12 protein-coding genes and 1 tRNA gene are annotated in these 19,887 nt (G+C 62.3%); 9 read left to right on the top strand and 4 right to left on the bottom strand.

Features of this window, described 5'->3' with window-relative positions; translation table 11 throughout:
- Positions 1-64 precede the first annotated feature (64 nt).
- The gene (locus tag NHAM_RS10590) at positions 65-820 is read right to left on the bottom strand and encodes an outer membrane protein (protein WP_011510556.1); all 756 of its coding nucleotides are present in this window, start codon (positions 818-820) and stop codon (positions 65-67) included.
- A gap of 397 nt (positions 821-1,217) precedes the next feature.
- On the opposite strand from NHAM_RS10590, the gene NHAM_RS10585 reads away from it, so the two are divergent.
- Positions 1,218-1,709 carry a single-stranded DNA-binding protein gene (locus tag NHAM_RS10585; protein ID WP_011510555.1) on the top strand — a complete coding sequence of 164 codons (492 nt, stop codon included), beginning with the start codon at positions 1,218-1,220 and terminating at the stop codon, positions 1,707-1,709.
- 122 nt (positions 1,710-1,831) lie between these two features.
- Here the strand turns inward: NHAM_RS10585 and NHAM_RS10580 are convergent.
- A tRNA-Arg gene (locus NHAM_RS10580) sits at positions 1,832-1,908 on the bottom strand.
- 289 nt (positions 1,909-2,197) lie between these two features.
- Between NHAM_RS10580 and NHAM_RS10575 the strand changes: the two genes are divergently transcribed.
- The 5 genes from NHAM_RS10575 (at position 2,198) to NHAM_RS10555 (ending at position 12,721) form a co-directional block, all read left to right on the top strand.
- A complete protein-coding gene (locus NHAM_RS10575; protein WP_011510554.1) occupies positions 2,198-7,414 on the top strand; it encodes an alpha-2-macroglobulin family protein in 5,217 nt (1,738 codons plus the stop codon).
- A complete protein-coding gene (gene pbpC, locus NHAM_RS10570) occupies positions 7,411-9,531 on the top strand; it encodes a penicillin-binding protein 1C (protein ID WP_011510553.1) in 2,121 nt (706 codons plus the stop codon). The genes NHAM_RS10575 and pbpC overlap by 4 nt, the downstream gene beginning before the upstream one ends.
- 50 nt (positions 9,532-9,581) lie before the next feature.
- On the top strand, positions 9,582-11,324 hold the full coding sequence (locus NHAM_RS10565; RefSeq protein ID WP_011510552.1) for an ArnT family glycosyltransferase: 1,743 nt from the start codon (positions 9,582-9,584) through the stop codon (positions 11,322-11,324).
- A gap of 319 nt (positions 11,325-11,643) precedes the next feature.
- Positions 11,644-12,405: a glycosyltransferase family 2 protein gene (locus NHAM_RS10560; protein ID WP_011510551.1), complete on the top strand. Its 762-nt coding sequence runs from the start codon at positions 11,644-11,646 to the stop codon at positions 12,403-12,405.
- The gene (locus tag NHAM_RS10555) at positions 12,398-12,721 is read left to right on the top strand and encodes a lipid-A-disaccharide synthase N-terminal domain-containing protein (protein ID WP_011510550.1); all 324 of its coding nucleotides are present in this window, start codon (positions 12,398-12,400) and stop codon (positions 12,719-12,721) included. Before NHAM_RS10560 ends, NHAM_RS10555 begins: the two co-directional genes overlap by 8 nt.
- A 12-nt stretch (positions 12,722-12,733) precedes the next feature.
- Here NHAM_RS10555 and NHAM_RS10550 read toward each other — a convergent pair whose 3' ends face one another.
- Together NHAM_RS10550 and metC are read right to left on the bottom strand one after the other, a co-directional pair.
- Positions 12,734-14,425 carry a Na/Pi cotransporter family protein gene (locus NHAM_RS10550; RefSeq protein ID WP_011510549.1) on the bottom strand — a complete coding sequence of 564 codons (1,692 nt, stop codon included), beginning with the start codon at positions 14,423-14,425 and terminating at the stop codon, positions 12,734-12,736.
- A gap of 138 nt (positions 14,426-14,563) precedes the next feature.
- A complete protein-coding gene (gene metC, locus NHAM_RS10545) occupies positions 14,564-15,760 on the bottom strand; it encodes a cystathionine beta-lyase (protein ID WP_011510548.1) in 1,197 nt (398 codons plus the stop codon).
- 342 nt (positions 15,761-16,102) lie between these two features.
- On the opposite strand from metC, the gene NHAM_RS10540 reads away from it, so the two are divergent.
- Genes NHAM_RS10540 through NHAM_RS10530 form a run of 3 tightly spaced genes read left to right on the top strand, consistent with a single transcriptional unit; the run spans position 16,103 to position 19,881 of the window.
- Positions 16,103-17,137, top strand: a complete 1,035-nt coding sequence (locus NHAM_RS10540) for an amino acid ABC transporter substrate-binding protein (protein ID WP_011510547.1) — start codon at positions 16,103-16,105, stop codon at positions 17,135-17,137.
- Positions 17,138-17,158: 21 nt separating this feature from the next.
- Positions 17,159-18,364 carry an amino acid ABC transporter permease gene (locus tag NHAM_RS10535; protein WP_011510546.1) on the top strand — a complete coding sequence of 402 codons (1,206 nt, stop codon included), beginning with the start codon at positions 17,159-17,161 and terminating at the stop codon, positions 18,362-18,364.
- Positions 18,361-19,881 (top strand): amino acid ABC transporter permease, encoded by a 1,521-nt coding sequence (locus NHAM_RS10530; RefSeq protein ID WP_011510545.1) that lies wholly within the window; start codon positions 18,361-18,363, stop codon positions 19,879-19,881. The genes NHAM_RS10535 and NHAM_RS10530 overlap by 4 nt, the downstream gene beginning before the upstream one ends.
- Positions 19,882-19,887: the final 6 nt, after the last annotated feature.

Raw genomic sequence — 19,887 nt, 5'->3', positions numbered from 1 at the left:
CAAAAAGGCCGGCTCAAAAAGCCGGCCTTCCGTAGTTTCCGAGAGAGGTTCGGATCAGAGGTGATCAGTACCGCGCAATGGCCGGGCCGCCCCAGCGGTAGTTGATGCGCGCGGTGACGAGGTCCACGTCCTGACGAATGTTGTCGGTTCCGAACGTCGTACCAGGGGCACCAATGACGCCGTTGTTGATGAAGGTGTGGCTGCTGTTGCCCATGAAGATGTGATCGTATTCGAAGCCGAGCGACCAGTTCGGTGCGAAGCCGTATTCGAGGCCGACGCCGACCACGCCGCCCCAGCGCGTGTCATTGACGCTGTCGGCCGCCTGAAGGCCGGATACGTTATCGACGCTCCGATAGCGGTTGGATGTCACCGCGGCGCCGCCCTTCACGTAAAGCAGGGTCGCATCCCAGGAGTAGCCGATCTGGCCGGTAAACAGGCCAAACGCATCAAGGCGGCTGTGGTTGGTGAAGCGAGAGAAGTCGATACTAACATTGCGGCCATTCAGATCAGCCCAGTTGCCCTGGGCTTCAAGGCCGAACACCAGATTATTCGACTGCCAACGATAGCCGATCTGGCCGCCGATCGTGCCGCCGGTTGCGTCATGGCAACCACCTGCGACCGGGGCGGTTAAGTCCCAGCAACTCCTGCTCGATCCCCAGCCGCCGTTCGCGCCGACATAGAAGCCGCTCCAGTCGTAGATCGCGGCGATCATCGGAGGAGCTTTGGTATAAGGACGCGGGGCCAGATCGGCCGCGGTGGCCGGCGCGGCGCCGAGGCCAATGGCGAGAGCACCGACGACCCCGATCAGTAACTTGTTCATTGCGATTCCCCGGATTTCCGCTTTGTTTTCAACAAACTCAGGCGCGAGCGCTGCATAGGCAGTCTGAAATTCGTGAGGCACTATACCGCCCGCCGTTGCAAAATGCCGTCTCTCAAGTGCAACACTCCGGACCAAATTGATCCGTCCCGAAGCCCATTTATCTGAAACCAGCGTGGAATCTTTACTAAGCCCGATCCGCACTTTGTTCGCACTGCTGGCCTTGAGAACAAATATGGAACATTGTATATTCGACCGGTGGATAACCCGTCAATTGACCGTCTCGACGATATGACGGGAGTATAGGCTCGCGAACGAAGCCGCGAAGAGGCGATGCCGGGGGTGAACCGGCGGCGCCTGTGCGTGTTGGCAAATCGGGACCGGAGATTGGAGAACGGCGATGGCGGGTAGCGTGAACAAGGTCATTCTGATCGGCAATCTCGGCGCCGATCCCGAAATCAAGCGGACCCAGGACGGCCGGCCGATCGCTAATCTGCGGATCGCCACCTCTGAAACCTGGCGCGACAAGACCAGCGGCGAGCGCAAGGAGAAAACCGAGTGGCACCGCGTCGTGATTTTCAACGAAGGTTTGTGCAAGGTCGCCGAGCAGTATCTGAAGAAAGGTGCGAAGGTCTACATCGAGGGTCAGTTGCAGACCCGCAAATGGACCGACCAGAGCGGCGTCGAAAAATACTCCACCGAAGTCGTGCTGCAGAATTTCAATTCGACGCTGACGATGCTCGATGGCCGTAACAGCGGCGGCGGCGGCAATTTCGGATCGGATGACTCCGGCGGCGATTTCGGGGCCGGAAGCCCGTCCGGCGGTGCGCCGCGCCGTACCGTTGCGGCCGGTGCCCGCCGCAGCGATATGGACGACGACATTCCGTTCTAGAGGAGTGAATTCGACATTCGCGACCCGGGCCGCGCACCCCGGCCGCGAATGTCAAAACCCCACTGGTAACCTGCACTTGCTGGCGGTCTTTATAAAAATGGTGGCGACCCCGATAAAAATGGTGGCGATCCCGGCAGGATTCGAACCTGCAACCCGCGGAGTAGAAATCCGCTACTCTATCCAGTTGAGCTACGGGACCGTTAACGTCATCATATCACCGCAATATGAAAAATCCGCCCTCGCGCCAAGCCCGATCCGAACCATTCTGATGGATCGGGCGACGAACCGGTACGGGGCGGCCCGCTGTTTTGTCCGCAGCCTTGGGTTTGCCAAGCGAGCTTCTGAACCTAAACCGCTCTCAAATCATAAGTTTGCTGGTGTCCTTTCGAATACGAAGTTCGCTAAGGCTAAGGAAGGCGCAGCGCAGTGAGGCGAACTTCTTTGGATTCGGGACACCAGGCGGCATTTGTTCGCGCAGGGAGCTTTTCATGACCGGGATGGTTCGTACCGTAGTCCTCTGCGTGGCGCTGGCGATTGGGTTTGTTTCGGCGCAGGCGGCGGATAAGGTTTTCAAGCGCGACGATCTCGCCGACGCGGCGATCAAGCTCGAAGCCCAGATCAAGAGCGAAGCCGGCACCATCGCCAAATCGGCCCCGACGCTGCGGACCGATGCCGACGCCGCCTTCAAGCGATCCGATTTTCGCAGCGGCCTTCATATCCTCGGCCAGATCGCGACCGTCGCTCCCGACGACAGCGGCAACTGGCTGCGGCTGGCGCGGACGATTTTCCAGATCAAGCCGACCACGAGCCAGGAACAGACCTTTCTGCGGGAGCGGGCCTCCACCGCCGCCTATATCGCCTATCAGCGGGCGCGTGATCCCGGTGCCGAAGCTGATGCATTGGCGATGCTCGGGCGCGCTTTCTCGGAACGCAAGCTGTGGCGGCCGGCGCTCGATACGCTGGGTCTGTCGCTCGATCTGCGCGAGGTCGCCGACGTTCGCGAGCAGTACGAAAAGATGCGCGACGACCACGGCTTCCGGCTGCTCGATTACACCGTCGATTCGGATTCGGCCTCGCCGCGAGTCTGCTTTCAGTTCTCGGAGGACCTTGCCAAGCGGACCGACTTTTCACCGTTCGTAGCGCTAGCCGGCGCCGACCGGCCGGCGCTGTCGTCGGAAGACAAACAGCTTTGCGTCGACGGCCTCAAGCACGGCGAGCGCTACAATATCAACCTGCGCGCCGGCCTGCCGTCGACCGTCAAGGAAAGCCTGCCGAAATCCGCTGAATTCAATGTCTATGTGCGGGATCGCAAGCCGTTCGTCCGCTTCACCGGGCGTGCTTACGTGCTGCCGCGCACCGGCCAGCGCGGCATTCCGCTGGTCAGCGTGAATACCCAGGCGGTGTCGGCGCAGGTATTCCGGATCGGCGACCGCAATCTCATCAACACCGTGATCGACAGCGACTTCCAGAAGACGCTCAGCGGCTATCAATTGTCCGATATCGGTAACGAGCGCGGGGTCAAGGTCTGGTCGGGCGAGGTTACGACGGCCTCCACGCTGAACGCCGATGTGACCACCGCGCTTCCTGTGGATGAGGCGCTCGGGAACCTCCAGCCCGGCGTCTATGTGATGACGGCCGCGCCCAAGGGTCCCGGATCGGCGAACGACGAGGAGTCCGGCTCGCTGGCGACCCAGTGGTTCATCGTCTCCGATCTGGGCCTGACCGCTTATTCCGGCAATGACGGCATCCATGTCTTCGTCAATTCGCTGGCGACGACCGATGCGGTGGGCAAGGCGGAAGTCCGCCTGATCGCGCGCAACAACGAAATCCTTGCGACCAGAAAGACCGACGAGTCCGGTCATGCGCTGTTCGAGCCGGGTCTCGCGGGAGGCGAGGGCGGACTGTCGCCGGCGTTGCTGACGGTCAGCACCGATAAGGCCGATTATGCGTTCCTGAGTTTGAAGTCGAGCGCGTTCGATCTCACCGATCGTGGTGTGTCGGGTCGGGCAGTGCCTGCCGGGGCCGATGCGTTCGTTTACGCCGAGCGTGGCGTCTATCGCTCCGGGGAGACTGTCTATCTCACGGCGCTGCTGCGCGACGGGCAGGGCAATGCCGTGACCGGCGGGCCGTTGACGCTGGTGGTGGAACGGCCCGATGGGGTCGAATTCCGCCGTGCCGTCCTGGCCGATCAGGGCGCGGGCGGGCGAAGCCTGACCCTGCCGCTCAATTCGGCGGTCCCGGCCGGGACGTGGCGGGTTCGCGCGTTTACCGACCCAAAGGGGCCGTCGGTCGGCGAAACCACCTTCATGGTCGAAGACTATGTGCCGGACAGGATAGAATTCGACTTAATGACCATGGCGAAGCAGATCGATGCTCAAGCTCCGGTAGAACTTAAGGTTGACGGCCATTTCCTCTACGGTGCGCCGGCATCCGGCCTGCAACTCGAAGGCGACATGCTGGTGGCTCCTGCAGCCAGCCGTCCGGGTTATGCCGGATATCAGTTCGGGGTCGCCGACGACGAGACCACCAGCAACGAGCGCACGCCGATCGAAAACCTGCCCGAAGCCGACGCCAACGGTGTTGCCACGTTTCCGGTCAGCCTCGCGACGCCGCCGTCATCGTCCCGCCCGCAGGAAGCGCAGATCTTCGTTCGCATGGCCGAGGCTGGCGGACGCGCGGTTGAGCGGAAGCTGGTGCTCCCGGTCGCCCCCGCCGCCGCCATGATCGGCGTCAAGCCGCTATTTGCCGACAAGAACGTTGCGGAAGGCGACAAGGCCGGTTTCGACGTTGCCTTCGTCGCCCCTGACGGTACCTCGCTTGCGCGCGAGGGCCTGCGCTACGAACTGCTCAAGCTCGAGAGCCGCTATCAGTGGTATCGCCAGAATTCGTACTGGGAATACGAGCCGGTGAAGTCGACCAAACGGGTTGCCGACGGCGATCTCACGATTGCCGCCAACAAGCCGGCGCGGATCGAACTCTCTCCCCAGCCGGGACGCTACCGGCTCGATGTCAAATCGTCCGATCCCAACGGTCCGCTGACCTCGGTGCAGTTCGACGTCGGCTGGTATTCCGACGGCAGCGCCGATACGCCCGACCTGCTGGAAACCTCGATCGACAAACAGGATTACCTGTCCGGCGACACCATGATCGTTTCGGTCAATGCCCGAGCCGCCGGCAAACTCACGATCAACGTGCTCGGCGACCGGCTGCTGACGACGCAGACCACCGAGGTCAAGGAGGGCACGTCGCAGGTCAAAATCCAGGTCGGAAAGGATTGGGGCACCGGCGCCTATGTGGTGGCGACGCTGCGTCGGCCGCTCGACGTTGCCGCCCAGCGTATGCCCGGCCGCGCAATCGGCATCAAATGGTTCGGCATCGACAAGACGGCGCGTACGCTGTCGGTCAACCTGTCGCCGCCGACATTGGTGCGGCCGTCGACGACGTTGAAGCTGCCTGTGAAGATCGGCGGTCTAAGCCCCGGCGAAGACGCCAAGATCGTCGTTGCCGCCGTCGATGTCGGCATTCTCAACCTCACCAATTACAAACCACCCGCACCCGACGACTACTATCTCGGCCAGCGCCGCATGACCTCGGAAATCCGTGATCTTTACGGGCAACTGATCGATGGCATGCAGGGCACGCGCGGCCAACTCAGGACCGGCGGCGATTCGGCAGGAGCGGAGTTGCAGGGCAGCCCGCCGACGCAGAAGCCGCTCGCGCTCTATTCCGGCATCGTCACGGTGGCCGCGGACGGCACGGCCGAGATCAGCTTTGACATTCCGGAATTCGCCGGCACCGCACGGGTGATGGCGGTTGCCTGGAGCGCAACCAAGCTTGGCCGCGCGACGGTCGATGTCACCGTGCGCGATCCGGTGGTGCTGACGGCGACCCTGCCGCGCTTCCTGCTGACCGGCGACCAGGGCACCATGAGCTTCGATCTCGACAACGTCGAGGGTGCGCCCGGCGACTACACCGTCAACGTCAAGGCCTCGGGGCCGGTGACGGTGGCGGGCAATCCCGCGACCACGATCACGCTCGCGGCCAAGCAGCGCAGCTCGATGGCGCTGACGCTCAATGCTGGCGGCGCCGCCGGCGCCGCGCAATTCGACGTCGATATCAAGGGGCCGAACGGTCTGACGCTGGCGCGGCACTATGATCTCGACGTCAAGCCCGCGACCCAGATACTGGCCCGACGCTCGGTCCGCACGCTGGCAAAAGGCGAGAGCCTGACGCTGACCTCGGACATGTTCTCCGACCTCGTGGCGGGAACGGGCGGGGTGTCGATGTCGGTCGGCCTGTCGTCCGCGCTGGATGCGGCGACCGTCCTGAAGGCACTCGACCGTTATCCCTTCGGCTGTTCCGAGCAGATCACCAGCCGGGCGATGCCGCTACTCTATGTCAACGATCTCGCGGCCGGAGCACACCTCGCGATGGATACCGGCATCGATGAGCGCATCAAAAGCTCGATCGACCGTCTGCTGGCCCGGCAAGGCTCGAACGGCTCGTTCGGCATGTGGTCATCCGGCGGCGACGACGCGTGGCTCGACACCTATGTCACCGACTTCCTGACCCGCGCCCGCGAGAAGGGATTTGCGGTACCAGAAACCCTGTTCAAGAGCGCGCTCGATCGCATCCGCAACTCGGTTGTGAATGCCTCCGAACCAGAGAAGGATGGCGGCCGCGAACTGGCTTACGGGCTTTATGTTCTCGCCAGGAACGGTGCCGCTCCGATCGGGGATCTGCGCTATCTGGCCGATACCAAGCTGAACAATCTGGCCACCCCGATCGCCAAGGCGCAACTGGCCGCGGCGCTAGCGCTGGTCGGCGACCGGGCGCGTGCAGAACGCGTGTATGCGGCGGCGGCTGAAAGTCTGGCGCCGAAACCGGTCGTCGAATTCGGCCGGACGGACTACGGCTCGGCCCTGCGCGATGCCGCGGCGCTGGTGTCGCTGGCGAGCGAGGGCAACGCGCCGCGAGCGACGGTGACGCAGGCGGTGCAGCGGGTCGAGGCGGCGCGGGGACTGACGCCCTTTACCTCGACGCAGGAGAACGCGTGGCTGGTTTTGGCGGCGAGGGCGCTTGCGAAAGAATCCATGTCGCTCGATGTCGATGGCACACCGGTCAAAACCGCGCTCTATCGCAGCTACAAGGCAGCCGAGATGGCTGACAAGCCGATCAAGATCGCCAATACCGGCGATGCGCCGGTGCAGGCGGTGATTTCCGTGGCCGGCGCGCCGATGACCCCGGAGCCGGCTGTCTCGAACGGTTTCGAGATCGAACGAAACTATTTCACGCTCGACGGGACGCCGGCGGATCCGACACAGGCCAGGCAGAACGACAGGTTGGCCGTCGTTCTCAGGATCACCGAGGCCAAGCCGGAATACGGTCACATCATGGTGGCCGACTATCTTCCGGCAGGTTTCGAAATCGACAATCCGCACCTGGTCTCGTCCGGCGACGCCGGCACCCTCGACTGGATCGAGGAGGGCCAGCAGCCGGTCAATACGGAATTCCGCGACGATCGGTTCACTGCGGCCTTCGATCGCGCCGGTAACGACAAGGCGGTGTTCACCGTCGCCTATGTCGTGCGGGCGGTTTCGCCGGGCAAGTATGTTTTGCCGCAAGCCTATGTCGAGGACATGTACAATCCCTCGCGCTACGGCCGCACCGGCACCGGTCGCGTCGAGGTGCGTCCCGCGAAATGACCGCATCCGACACCACGGCACCGACGATACAACCGCGCCGCTGGCGGCGGGTGAAGCTGGCAGCGGCGGTCGTCGCGGTCATAACCGTCGTAACCGCCGGCGCGATTGCGAGCTGGATCGTTTCGCTCGGGCCGCTCCCGCTGGCGAAGGCGCGCGAGGTCTCGACGACGGTGCTCGACCGCAACGGTAAATTGCTCCGTGCTTTCGCCATGGCCGACGGCAGGTGGCGATTGCCGGTCGATGCCAGGACCGATGTCGATCCGGGATATCTCAACCTGCTGCTGGGCTATGAGGACCAGCGTTTCTATTCGCACACGGGCGTCGATCCGCTCGCGCTCGGCCGCGCCGCGTTGCAACTCCTGACGCGCGGTCACATCGTCTCGGGCGGATCGACCATCACCATGCAGCTCGCCCGGCTGATCGAGCCGCGCCGCCGGCGCTCGATCTACGCCAAGCTGCATCAGGTGGTGCGCGCGTTCCAGCTCGAGCACGAACTCTCCAAGGATGAAATCCTCAACCTGTATCTGGCGCTTGCGCCGTTCGGCGGCAATCTCGAAGGCATTCGCGCGGCGTCCATTGCCTATTTCGGCAAGGAGCCGAAGCGGCTGTCGCTGGCGGAGTCGGCGCTGCTCGTGGCCTTGCCGCAATCGCCGGAAAGGCGCCGTCTCGACCGGCACCCGACGGCTGCGCGCGCAGCCCGCGACCGCGTGCTCGAACGCATGGTCGAGGAATCGCGTATCTCGGCGGAAGATGCCGCGCAGGCCAAGGCTGTGCCGGTCATGCGCATGCGCAAACCATTTCCGATGCTGGCGCCGCATTCGGCGGATAGGGCTCTGGCGACGGTCAGGGATTCGAGTGTCATTCGACTCACGCTTGAGTCCGGATTGCAGCGAACGCTCGAAGCGCTGGCGCGCGACCGTGCGGGGGCGCTCGGGCCGGACATTTCGATCGGCATCATCGCGGTCGACAACGCCACCGGCGATGTGCTGGCCCATGTCGGGTCCGCAGATTATTTCAACGAGCGACGCGCCGGGCAGGTGGACATGACCCGGGCCGTGCGCTCGCCGGGATCGACGCTGAAGCCGTTTATCTACGGACTGGCGTTCGAAGACGGCTTCGTTCACCCGGACAGCCTGATCGACGATCGCCCGGTCCGGTTCGGCAGTTACGCGCCGGAAAACTTCGACATGACGTTCCAGGGCACGGTGGCGGTGCGCCGCGCCCTGCAATTGTCGCTCAATGTTCCGGCGATCGAACTGCTCGACCGCGTCGGCGCCAGTCGGTTGTCGTCGCGGCTGAAACAGGCGGGCGCCGATCTCGTGCTTCCGAAGGACGAAGCCCCGGGTCTGGCGATGGGACTCGGCGGCGTCGGAGTGACCCTGCATGATCTGGTGCAGGCCTATTCCGGCATCCCCAGGCTGGGCAGCGTGATGCCCTTGCGTGAAATCGAGCGCGGCGGCGGCAGCGTTCGGGAGCCTTTGCGACTGCTGGATCCGGTCGCGGCATGGCAGGTCGGCAATGTTCTTTTGGGGACACCACCGCCGGAAAACGCGGTCCGGAACCGGATCGCTTTCAAGACCGGCACCAGCTACGGCTATCGCGATGCGTGGTCCGTCGGCTTCGACGGCCGCGTGACGATCGGCGTCTGGGTCGGGCGCCCGGACGGCGCGCCGGTGCCGGGTCTGGTCGGGCGTGTGGCAGCCGCGCCGGTTTTGTTCGATGCTTTCGCCCGTACCGGCAAGTTGCTGGCGCCGCTGCCAAAAGCTCCGCGTGGAACCCTGATCGCCAGCAATGCAAAACTCCCGCTTCCCTTGCGGCGGTTTCGTCCCGCGGGCGAACTCATCCGGGTCGGCAATAAGCACACGCTCCATATCCAGTTTCCACTGAACGGTTCGCGGATCGATGCCGGAGGAGGGGGCGGGATAAAGCTCTCCGCGCTACCGGTGAAAGTGGCGGGCGGCGTTTTGCCGATGACGATGCTGGTCAATGGGGTTGCGGTCGGGGAGATCGACGGCCGCCGCCAGCGGATCATCGATCCCCCCGGGCCGGGATTCGTTCGGCTGACCGTGATGGACGCGGCTGGCAGCGCGGACACAGTTACCGTCAGAATTCAATAGTGACCAGCTAAGCGGTTGTCCCTGTGTTGGCTTCAGCGTATGCGGAACCCATGGCCGAGACCCTTCCCCGTCCCCGATTTGGACAATCGCGCGAGCCGAAGAACCCGGTGAATCCCGGGCGAGGCCTTGCCAACGTGATCGATTTTGTTGCTTCCAGCCACATCAGGTCGGCGTTATTTCTGGCGATCGTCGGCCTGCTGTTCTTTCTGCCCGGCTTTTTCAATATCCCGCCGATCGACCGCGACGAGCCTCGTTTCGCGCAGGCGACCAAGCAGATGGTCGAGACCGGCGATTTCGTCGACATCCGCTTTCAGAACGAGGTGCGTTACAAGAAGCCGGTCGGCATTTACTGGTTGCAGGCAGCCGCCGTGGAAACGGCGTCGTCGCTCGGACTCCCGCGGGCGCAAATCCGCATCTGGCTGTATCGCGTACCCTCCCTGATCGGTGCGATCGGCGCGGTGCTCCTGACCTACTGGGCGGCGCTCGCTCTCGTGACGCGGCGCGGCGCTGTTCTGGCCGGGCTGATCATGTGCAGTTCGGTATTACTCGGGGTGGAAGCGCGGCTCGCAAAGACCGACGCCATGCTGCTGCTGACCGTTGTCGCGGCGATGGGTCCGCTCGCGCGGATCTATCTGTCGTCGCAGCGACGCGAGAACCTGGAGCATCCCTCGTGGATACATCCGGCCATCTTCTGGACGGCGCTCGCCGGTGGAATTTTGCTCAAGGGTCCGCTGATCCTGATGTTCGTTGGATTGACGATCGGGACCGTCGTTATTCTCGATCGCTCTGCATCGTGGCTAAAGGGTCTGCGGCCCGTCTGGGGGCTGATGTGGATGCTGGTCCTCGTCATGCCGTGGTTCGTTGCGATTTTCCTCCGCGCCGGAGATACGTTTTTCGCGGACTCGATCGGCGGCGACATGCTGAGCAAGCTTGCGGCTCAGGAATCACATGGAGCACCGCCCGGAACTTACTTCCTGCTGTTCTGGATCACGTTCTGGCCCGGCGCGCCGCTGGCAGGGCTGGCGGCGCCTGCGGTCTGGCGCGCACGCCGGGAGCCGGGGGTACGGTTTCTGCTCGCGTGGCTGGTTCCGTCTTGGATCGTGTTCGAACTGGTATTGACCAAACTGCCGCACTATGTGCTGCCGCTGTGTCCGGCGATCGCGATCCTGTCGGTTTACGCGCTGGAGCGCGGCGTGCTGTCCCGATCGTGGCTCACGAAGGGCACGGCATGGTGGTTTGCCATTCCCGCGATCACCCTGGTGCTCGCGATCATCGCGACCATTACCCTCACGCGCCAGCCGGTGTTTCTGGCATGGCCGTTTGCCGCCGCGGCCCTGATCTCCGGACTGTTCGCGTGGTGGCTCTATGACGACCGTAATGCGGAACGTTCCTTGCTGAATGCGGTCATGGCGGCACTGTTCCTGAGTGTTTCCGTCTACGGGATCATTGTCGCGGCGCTGACGCCGCTGTTCCCGAGTCCGGAAGTCGCGCGCGCGCTGCGAAACGTGGTGTGTGTCGGGCCAAAGGTCGCTGCGGCGGGCTACCACGAGCCAAGTCTGGTCTTTATGACGGGGACATCGACGCTGCTGACGGACGGTCCCGGCGCCGCCGATTTCCTCGGCCACGGAAGCTGCCGGTTCGCGCTCGTCGAATCGCGCTCCGAGCGGGCCTTCGCGCAGCGCGCCGAAGCCATCGGACTACGCTACAACGTCGCCACGCGGATTGACGGCTATAACTTCTCGCAGGGCAAAACAATTTCGATCGCCATCTTCCGCTCGGAGGGAACGCGTTAGGATATCCGGGCGGTTAGCACGATGTAGCGATAAGCCGCCGGTGCCCTAGAGCGTTTTCGAGCGAAGTGGATACCGGTTCGCGTGAAGAAAACGCGTCAACTCAAAATTATAGAGCCTCGCTTCTGATTCCATCAGAAGCGAAAAGGCTCTAGCCGTTCGCCGGGCAATCGTTCCTGCGATTGGCGAGGCCATCACCTTCTCCGCGCGTCGAAGCAAACCATTTTCAAAAGGGTTGCCCACGGCGCGTTCGCGCCATAAGAAACGGACGCGGCCAGACCAGTTTGGCGCGGGTTCTGACCAGCAGCAGACCAACCGGACGATGAACGACGATATGTCCACCAGCACGACCGCGCCGACGGTTTCCATTGTTGTGCCCGTGCGCAACGAGGCGGACAATGTCGCGCCCCTCGTTGACGAGATCGCTGCGGCGCTCGACGGTCGATGGGCTTACGAGATCGTCTACATCAACGATGGCTCCACCGATGCGACCGCCGAGCGATTGGCGGAGATTATGACCAAGCGCGGAAACCTGCGTCAGATCCGCCACGAAAAGTCATCCGGACAATCGGCGGCGGTCCGGACCGGGGTGCGCGCGGCGCGCGGCAAGATCGTTGCGACGCTGGACGGCGACGGCCAGAACAATCCGGCGTTTCTGCCGGAGTTGATAACGGCGATCGAGAACGGCGGCGATCGTATCGGTCTCGCCGCCGGCCAACGCGTCGGCCGCAAGGATACCGGATTCAAGAAACTCCAGTCGCGGATCGCCAACAAGGTGCGAAGCCGGGTGCTGAGCGACGGCACCCGCGACACCGGCTGCGGACTGAAAGCCTTTCGGCGAGAGGTATTCCTGTCCCTGCCTTATTTCGACGGCCTGCACCGGTTTCTTCCGGCGCTGGTGCGGCGGGAAGGCCATGACATCGCCTATGTGGACGTGACCGACCGGCCGCGACGCTCCGGCGTATCGAACTACGGTTTTTTCGATCGGCTGTGGATCGGAATCATGGACCTCGCCGGGGTGTGGTGGCTCATCCGTCGGAAGAAATCGACGCCGGTTGCAACCGAGGTATTGCGTCATGACTGATATCATCGGGATGCTGACGAACTATCTCTATGACGTGTTCGTCACCCAGTTCGACGGCTGGGTCGTTCTCGGTTTTGTCGCGCAGGGATTCTTTACCATGCGGTTCGTCGTGCAATGGATTGCATCCGAACGCGCGCGGAAAAGCGTGGTCCCGGTTGCGTTCTGGTTCTTCTCGATCGGAGGCGGCACTCTTCTCTTGGCTTACGCCCTGTACCGGCGAGACCCGGTGTTCATTGCGGGCCAGGCTCTCGGACTTGTCGTCTATTTCCGGAACGTCTACTTCATCATGCTCAACGGACGCCAATCATCGACCTGAGCGCACGTTCGATCAGAGCGTGGACGGATGCGCTGGCGTGGAAATCCCCAGCAAGTCGGCTTCGCTCTGCCGCAAAGGCGGAAGCTCGCCTGCCGCATCAAGAACCGGATAGGCGACCGAGCAAATGTGCGAATGTATCCGCCGCAGATCGCGCAGGACGTCGAGATGCAGCGACGTCGTCTCGATCGTTTCGAGGCGCCCCTCGCGCAGCCGGTCAAGGTGCAGTTCGGTTGCCGCGAGTTCGAAGTTGCGCAAGGCGACTTTCTCCGCGATAAGCCAGCGCGCCTCGTCAACATTGCCGGACATGAAGATGCCGAAGGCGATACGAAGCGAATCCATTATCCGCTTGTGAAATGCAGAAAGCTCGCTGGCGCCTTCGGGCGAGAACTGAAAGCGGTGCTTGATTTTCTTGGTGGCCAGCTCGCTCAGATTCTTGTCGATGATGTCGCCGATATGTTCGAGGTTGATGGCGAATGCGATGATTTCCATCGAGCGATGCCCCTCGCGTTCGTCGAGGCTGCCGCGGGTCAGTTTGGTCACGTAGAGCTTGATGGCTTCATCGAGCCCGTCGACGCCGTCGTCCATCCGCGAAACCTGATCGACCAGCGATTTGTCGTTGGCCATCATCGCATCCATCACCTTGCGCAGCATGGCTTCCACGAGGTCGCCCATGCGCAGCGTTTCGCGCGCCGCGTCGGCGAGCGCGAGCGACGGCGTTTCCAGCGCGCTCTCGTCGAGATAGCGGGGTCGCGACGGATCGGACTCGGGCACCCTTTCGGGAAGAATCCGCTCCAGCATGCGTGCCATACCGTCGAGCAGGCCGATAAAAAGGATTGCGGTCATAACATTGAACGCAATGTGAAACGTCGCGGTCGCCGTGGCGAGGTTCGGCTGCCATGCCAGCATGAAATCCACGATCGGTTGCAGAAATGGTGCGACCAGCAACACTCCTATGAGCCGGTTGAGCATGTTGCCGAGCGGCAGCCGATAGCTCGCGGGATTGTCGCGCCGGCCGCCTTCGACGATCGGGTTGACGGCGCTGCCGATATTGGCGCCGAGCACCAGCGCGAAGGCCGCATATGGCGAAACGAATTGGGAGTAGGCGAGCGACATGATGAGGAGAACGGTCGCGACGCTGGAATGGACGGCCCATGTCGCGGCGGCGCCGATGAGGATACACAGGATCGGGTCGCCGGTGATGGCGTTCAGAAAAACCCGCACGCCCGGCGCGTTTTCAGCCGGCGCAAGCGTCGTGAGCAAAATGTGGAGCGCCAGCAGCATCAAACCAAGGCCGATAAAGACGCGGCCGACATCCTTGATGCGCGAGCGGGCGCCGCTGCGGAACGCCACCAATCCGATCACGAAGAAGATCGGCGCGACGGCGGAGATATTGAACGACAGCACCTCAACGATCAGCGTGGTTCCGACGTTCGCGCCAAGCATGATCGCGAGCGCCGGAACAAGGCTTACGAGGCCTTCCGCCGCGAACGAGCTGGTAATCAGGCCGGTGGCGGTGCTGCTCTGGAGCAGGGCGGTGAGACCGAGGCCGGCGCCGAACGCTGCAAAACGATTGCGAAGCGCTTTGCCCAAAAACCAGCGGAGGTCCGGACCGAAGGCGCGCAGGATTCCGCTCCGGACCATATGAAGGCCCCAGAGCAAAAGCGCGATACCACCCATCAGATCGAGAAGAGCGAGGCTTCCCATGAGTTTCCCGTCAACGAATTGGAGTCGAAGGGTGAGGCTATCGGCAAACGGCGGCGGATCAATCGCTTTGTTCGTTTGTTTCGCCGCTGGCCGATCAAACGAGCGGATGAGAAGCGGCCGCGCGCAGATCAGAAAGGCTCACCGCCGAGCGTTGACGGCTTCAAACCCGCGGTCGAGATCGGCCTTGAGATCATCCACGCTCTCCAGCCCGATGTGGAGCCGCAGCGTCGGGCCGCCCGGCGCCCAGGTTGTGGCAGTCCGGTAGGTCGCACAATCGAAGGGAATGACGAGACTCTCAAAGCCGCCCCACGAGTAACCCATGCCGAATAGCTTCACCGTATCGAGCAGCGCATCGACGGCCTGTTGTGGCGCGGGCTTGAGGACGATGCTGAACAACCCCGACGCGCCGGTGAAGTCGCGCTTCCAGATCGCGTGGCCGGGATCGTCCGGGAGCGCCGGATGCAAGACCCTCGCGACTTCCGGCCGTCTCGCGAGCCACTGCGCCATGTCGATCGCGGCTTGCTGGTGGTGCGCGAGCCTGACTGCGAGTGTCCGCAGTCCTCGCAATGCCAGAAACACATCGTCAGGTCCCGCGCAGACGCCGAGCAGCCTGATGGTCTCGGCGACGGCCGGCCACGCGTTGGCGTTGGCGGATATGGTTCCGAACATGATGTCGGAATGTCCGCCGATGTATTTGGTCGCCGCCTGAATGCTGATGTCCACGCCCTGTTCGAGTGCGCGGCGGAACAGGGGAGTGGCCCACGTATTGTCGTCGACCACGAGCGCGCCTCGCGCGTGCGCGACGGCGGCGATCGCCGGAACGTCGGGCATCTCCAGGGACTGAGAACCCGGAGCCTCGGCCATGACCGCGCGGGTGTTGGGCCGAAACAGCGCGGCGATACCCGAACCGACCAGCGGATCGAAATAGGTGGTCTCGACTCCGTAGCGGGCCAGCAGCCCGTCGCAGAAATTCCGCGTGGGGCGATAGACGTTATCGCAGACAAGGAGGTGATCGCCGGCCTTCAGCACCGACAGCAGCGCGGTGGAGATCGCAGACACCCCCGATGGAACGAGCCCGACGCCCGCGCACTGCGGGCCTTCCAGCGCCGTCAACGCATCCTGCAAGGCGCGGGTGGTGGGAGTGCCGTGCCGTCCGTAATGGAATTCTCCGCGATGGGCGTGAAGGTCACCCGCGGTCGGGTAGAGCACGGTCGAGCCGCGAACGACGGGCGGATTGACAAACCCCTTTTGGGCCTCGGTATCTCGACCCGAAACGACCAGTCTGGTTTCCGCTCGAAGCGAATCCGTCGGTCCGCCGTCCTTTGAGAGGGTCATTATGTTCGCCGCTGCAAAAGGAGGCATTTTGCCGCTGACGCGCTGCCTCGAAATTTGCCGGATCTTAAGTTCCGGAGTGATTTCACTAGTAACAGGAAGGGGAAGACCCTCGTCAACCCCTTGACCCTGCCCGCCAGTCGTTCTGTGATGAAACCCGACTCTCTGCTTACCGCATGTTGAGAGGCCCGCTGCGAGTTTCGATCTGTTCTCAACCTCGGTGATCGACAAAGTCCGTCTTTGGCCGGATTCTGGAGGAGGAAAACAAATCGATCGACCGGACTCAACCGAGCGTCCGAACGGCAACGAACTGACAATCCATTGACGTCCCTGAAAGGCATTGCCATGAAATGCGTACTTGCTGTCATCTTCGCTATCGCCGCCGGTCTTCCGTTGCAATCGGCCTCCGCACAGGAGTCCGCGAAGGTGAAGACCACGCTCGAAGCAGTCAAGACGCGAGGCATGCTGTCCTGTGGCGTGAGCCAGGGGTTGCCGGGGTTCTCGGCGCCTGACGACAAAGGCAACTGGACCGGCCTCGATGTCGACGTCTGTCGCGCAATCGCGGCAGTGGTGTTCAACGATCCGACCAAGGTCAAATTCGTTCCGCTGTCTGCCAAAGACCGGTTTATCGCCTTGCAATCCGGCGAAATCGATGTGCTGTCGCGCAACACGACATGGACGCTCTCGCGCGACACGTCGCTGGGCGCAAATTTCACCGGCGTGACCTATTACGACGGACAGGGTTTTCTGGTCAGGAAATCGCTCAAGGTCAATTCGGCGCTGGAATTGAACAGCGCGTCCGTCTGCGTCCAGACCGGCACCACGACCGAACAGAATCTTGCCGACTATTTCAAGAGCAACAAGATGAAGTATGAGGTCATCGCGTTCAGCACGGCCGACGAAACCATCAAGGCCTACGAATCAGGCCGGTGCGATGTGTTTACGTCCGATATTTCGCAGCTCTATGCGGAGCGGCTGAAGCTCTCCAATCCCGCCGATCACGCGGTGTTGCCGGAGGTGATCTCGAAGGAGCCGCTCGGGCCGATGGTGCGTCATGGCGACGATCAGTGGTTTGATCTCGTGAAGTGGACGCTGTTTGCGATGATCGACGCGGAAGAACTCGGCATCACCCAGAAGAATGTCGACGAGATGGCCAAATCGAACAACCCGGAACTGAAACGCGTCTTTGGGACCGACGGCAATTTTGGTGAACAGCTTGGCGTGACCAAGGATTGGGTGTCGCGCATCGTCAAAGCCGTCGGCAATTACGGTGAGTCGTTTGATCGGAACGTCGGCGCCGGCTCGAAGCTCGGGATTGCGCGAGGGCTCAACAGGCTCTGGAACCAGGGCGGCATTCAGTACGCGCCGCCGATCCGTTAGCGCCAACGCCAGAAAACAACGATGGCCGCCGAGCCTCGAAAACCGCCGCTTCAGTTGTTCTTAAAGCTACGGCGCGCGCTTGGCGGCAGGGCAGGTTGGGACGGACTCGCGCTCCAGGTGCTGTTCGTCGCTGCGCTGGCATGGATCGGTTATGAGATCGTGGCCAACGCTCGGGGAAACCTGGAGACGCAGCATGTCGCGTCCGGCTTTGATTTCATGTCGCGCACGGCCGGCTTTGGCGTCAGCCAGAGCCTGATTCCATATTCCGAGACCGACACCTACACGCGCGTATTTCTGGTCGGCCTTCTCAACACGTTGCTGGTGGCCGTGGTCGGCATCTTCTTCGCGACGATCATCGGCTTTATCGTGGCGCTTGGTCGGCTGTCACCGAACTGGCTGATATCGCGCATTTCCGGCGGCTATGTCGAGCTGGTTCGAAACCTGCCGCTGCTGTTTCAAATTCTGTTCTGGTATCTTGCTGTGCTGGGGGCGCTGCCGAGTCCAAGGCAAAGCGTTTCAATCTTCGACAGCTTCTTTCTCAACAATCGCGGTCTCGTGATTCCGAAGCCGATCGGGCACGAGGGGCTTGTCGCCCTTATGATCGCGATTGTGGCTGCCATCGTCGGCTGTCTGCTTTTGCGCAGCTATTCGCGCCGCGCGCTGTTCCAAAGCGGACGAGTGGTAATCGTCTGGCCCTACGTTTCTACGCTTCTGGTCGGCGTTCCGCTGGCCGTAATGATGATTTTCGGCGCTCCCTTCACGTTCGAGATGCCTGTCCTGAAAGGATTCAATTTCTCCGGCGGAGCGCGCGTGACCCCGGAATTCGTTGCGCTCGCCATCGCGCTTTCGACATATACGGCCGCTTTCATCGCGGAAGTCGTGCGCGCCGGAATCCTCTCGGTTCACAAAGGGCAGATGGAGGCGGGGGCATCGCTCGGGCTCTCGCGCGGATCGACGCTGCGATTGATCGTGGTGCCGCAGGCGATGCGGGTCATTCTGCCGCCGTTGACCAATCAGTATCTCAACCTCACCAAGAATTCGTCACTGGCTGTCGCCATCGGATATCCGGACCTGTTTTCGGTTTTTGCCGGAACGACGTTGAGCCAGACCGGACAGGCCATCGAAATCATCGCGATCACGATGGGCGTTTATCTGCTGATTTCGCTGGTGACCAGCACGATCATGAGCTTCTACGGCTGGCGTCTTGCGCGGAGCATCGGCGCATGACCGATCAGCCCACACTGTCGTTCGTTCGCGCCGATCTTGTTCCGGAGCGGCCCGCGCCGATCAAAACCATCGGCTTTGTGGGCTTTCTGCGGACCCGTCTGTTCAATACCCCGACCAATGCACTGCTGACCATCGTGGGTGCGTTGCTGCTCTGGTTCATCATTGTCCCCACGATCCGGTTTCTTCTCGTGGACGCAGTCTGGGAAGGCAAGGATCGAACATCGTGTCTGGCTGCGGATGCGGGACAGTCGATCGGGGCATGTTGGCCGTTTGTCCAGGCGAAAATCACGCAGTTCATCTACGGCTTTTATCCCGAGCCCGAACGCTGGCGGGTGAATCTGACATTTCTGCTGGCGGCTGTTTTGCTGCTGCCGCTTCTGATTCCGCGATTGCCTGCCAAAAGTCTCAACGCGGGCGTGTTCTTTGTCGCCTTTCCCGTCGTGGCATTTTTTCTGCTGCATGGCGGGGGCATCAATGGGTTCGGCGTAAGTTGGACCGTCGGCATTCTGTCGAGCTTTGCAGACGGCGTAGGCAATGCCGGGCGGCAGCTCGCCGCCTCTGGAGAGGCAAGCGGAATCGGTTCGACCCTGTGGCTGCTGGGAAATGCCGTTGCATGGATCGGCGATGCGTTGAACTCGCTGGCGTGGCCCCTGATCTGGCTGCGCGACCGGATCCAAAACTCCGGTCAACCGGTCTGGTACGATTTGGCGTGTACCGCTGCGATCGTTTCGCTGCTGCTCTTTCTTCTGAGCGGCGCCTTCCGCACGGGCTGGCGCGCGCTGCTCACCAGCCTGACGACGTTCGTCGGTATTGGTCTGGTGATTGCGGTGATGCACCTCGATCGCGGCGGCCTGCCGATCGTCAATACCCGGCTCTGGGGCGGTCTGCTGGTGACGCTGGTGGTGTCGGTTACCGGCATCGTAGCTTCGATACCGATCGGAATCGCGCTGGCACTTGGACGACGCTCCACCATTCCGCTGATCCGGATTTTCTCGATCGCCTTCATCGAGTTCTGGCGCGGCATTCCACTGATCACCGTGCTGTTTTTCGCGACTTACATGCTGCCGCTTTTCCTCCCCGGAAACTTCACCGTCGATGGTCTGGTCCGGGTTTTGATCGGCGTCGCGCTGTTCGCCGGCGCCTATAATGCCGAGGTTATTCGCGGCGGTCTGGCTGCGATCCCGCGCGGACAGGCGGAGGCCGCCCATGCGCTTGGCTTGTCGTACTGGAAGACGACAGGACTGATCGTGATGCCGCAGGCGTTGCGGCATGTCATCCCCGGACTGGTCAACAGCTTTATCGCGTTGTTCAAGGATACCTCGCTGGTCTCGATCGTCGCGCTGTTCGATCTGCTCGGGAGCTTGCGGGCCTCGTTCGCAGATCCAACGTGGGCGACGCCGACCACCCTGTTCACAGGGTTTGCCTTCGCCGGAATTATCTATTTCGTGTTCTGCTTCGGCATGTCCCGATATTCACTGTTCGTCGAACACCGGCTGAACGCACACCGGCGAAGCTGAGCTTGG

This window comes from Nitrobacter hamburgensis X14, from assembly GCF_000013885.1.
Taxonomy (GTDB): domain Bacteria; phylum Pseudomonadota; class Alphaproteobacteria; order Rhizobiales; family Xanthobacteraceae; genus Nitrobacter; species Nitrobacter hamburgensis.
The sequence above is the reverse complement of the archived record's forward strand: the minus strand, read 5'-3'. Positions and strand labels throughout refer to the sequence as shown.

Coding starts and splice junctions, on each gene's coding strand:
- NHAM_RS10550 (WP_011510549.1), bottom strand. CDS start 14,425: ATGGGAAGCCTCGCTCTTCTCGATCTGATGGGTGGTATCGCGCTTTTG.
- NHAM_RS10530 (WP_011510545.1), top strand. CDS start 18,361: ATGACCGATCAGCCCACACTGTCGTTCGTTCGCGCCGATCTTGTTCCG.
- NHAM_RS10535 (WP_011510546.1), top strand. CDS start 17,159: ATGGCCGCCGAGCCTCGAAAACCGCCGCTTCAGTTGTTCTTAAAGCTA.
- NHAM_RS10590 (WP_011510556.1), bottom strand. CDS start 820: ATGAACAAGTTACTGATCGGGGTCGTCGGTGCTCTCGCCATTGGCCTC.
- NHAM_RS10565 (WP_011510552.1), top strand. CDS start 9,582: ATGGCCGAGACCCTTCCCCGTCCCCGATTTGGACAATCGCGCGAGCCG.
- metC (WP_011510548.1), bottom strand. CDS start 15,760: ATGACCCTCTCAAAGGACGGCGGACCGACGGATTCGCTTCGAGCGGAA.
- NHAM_RS10585 (WP_011510555.1), top strand. CDS start 1,218: ATGGCGGGTAGCGTGAACAAGGTCATTCTGATCGGCAATCTCGGCGCC.
- pbpC (WP_011510553.1), top strand. CDS start 7,411: ATGACCGCATCCGACACCACGGCACCGACGATACAACCGCGCCGCTGG.
- NHAM_RS10540 (WP_011510547.1), top strand. CDS start 16,103: ATGAAATGCGTACTTGCTGTCATCTTCGCTATCGCCGCCGGTCTTCCG.
- NHAM_RS10555 (WP_011510550.1), top strand. CDS start 12,398: ATGACTGATATCATCGGGATGCTGACGAACTATCTCTATGACGTGTTC.
- NHAM_RS10560 (WP_011510551.1), top strand. CDS start 11,644: ATGAACGACGATATGTCCACCAGCACGACCGCGCCGACGGTTTCCATT.
- NHAM_RS10575 (WP_011510554.1), top strand. CDS start 2,198: ATGACCGGGATGGTTCGTACCGTAGTCCTCTGCGTGGCGCTGGCGATT.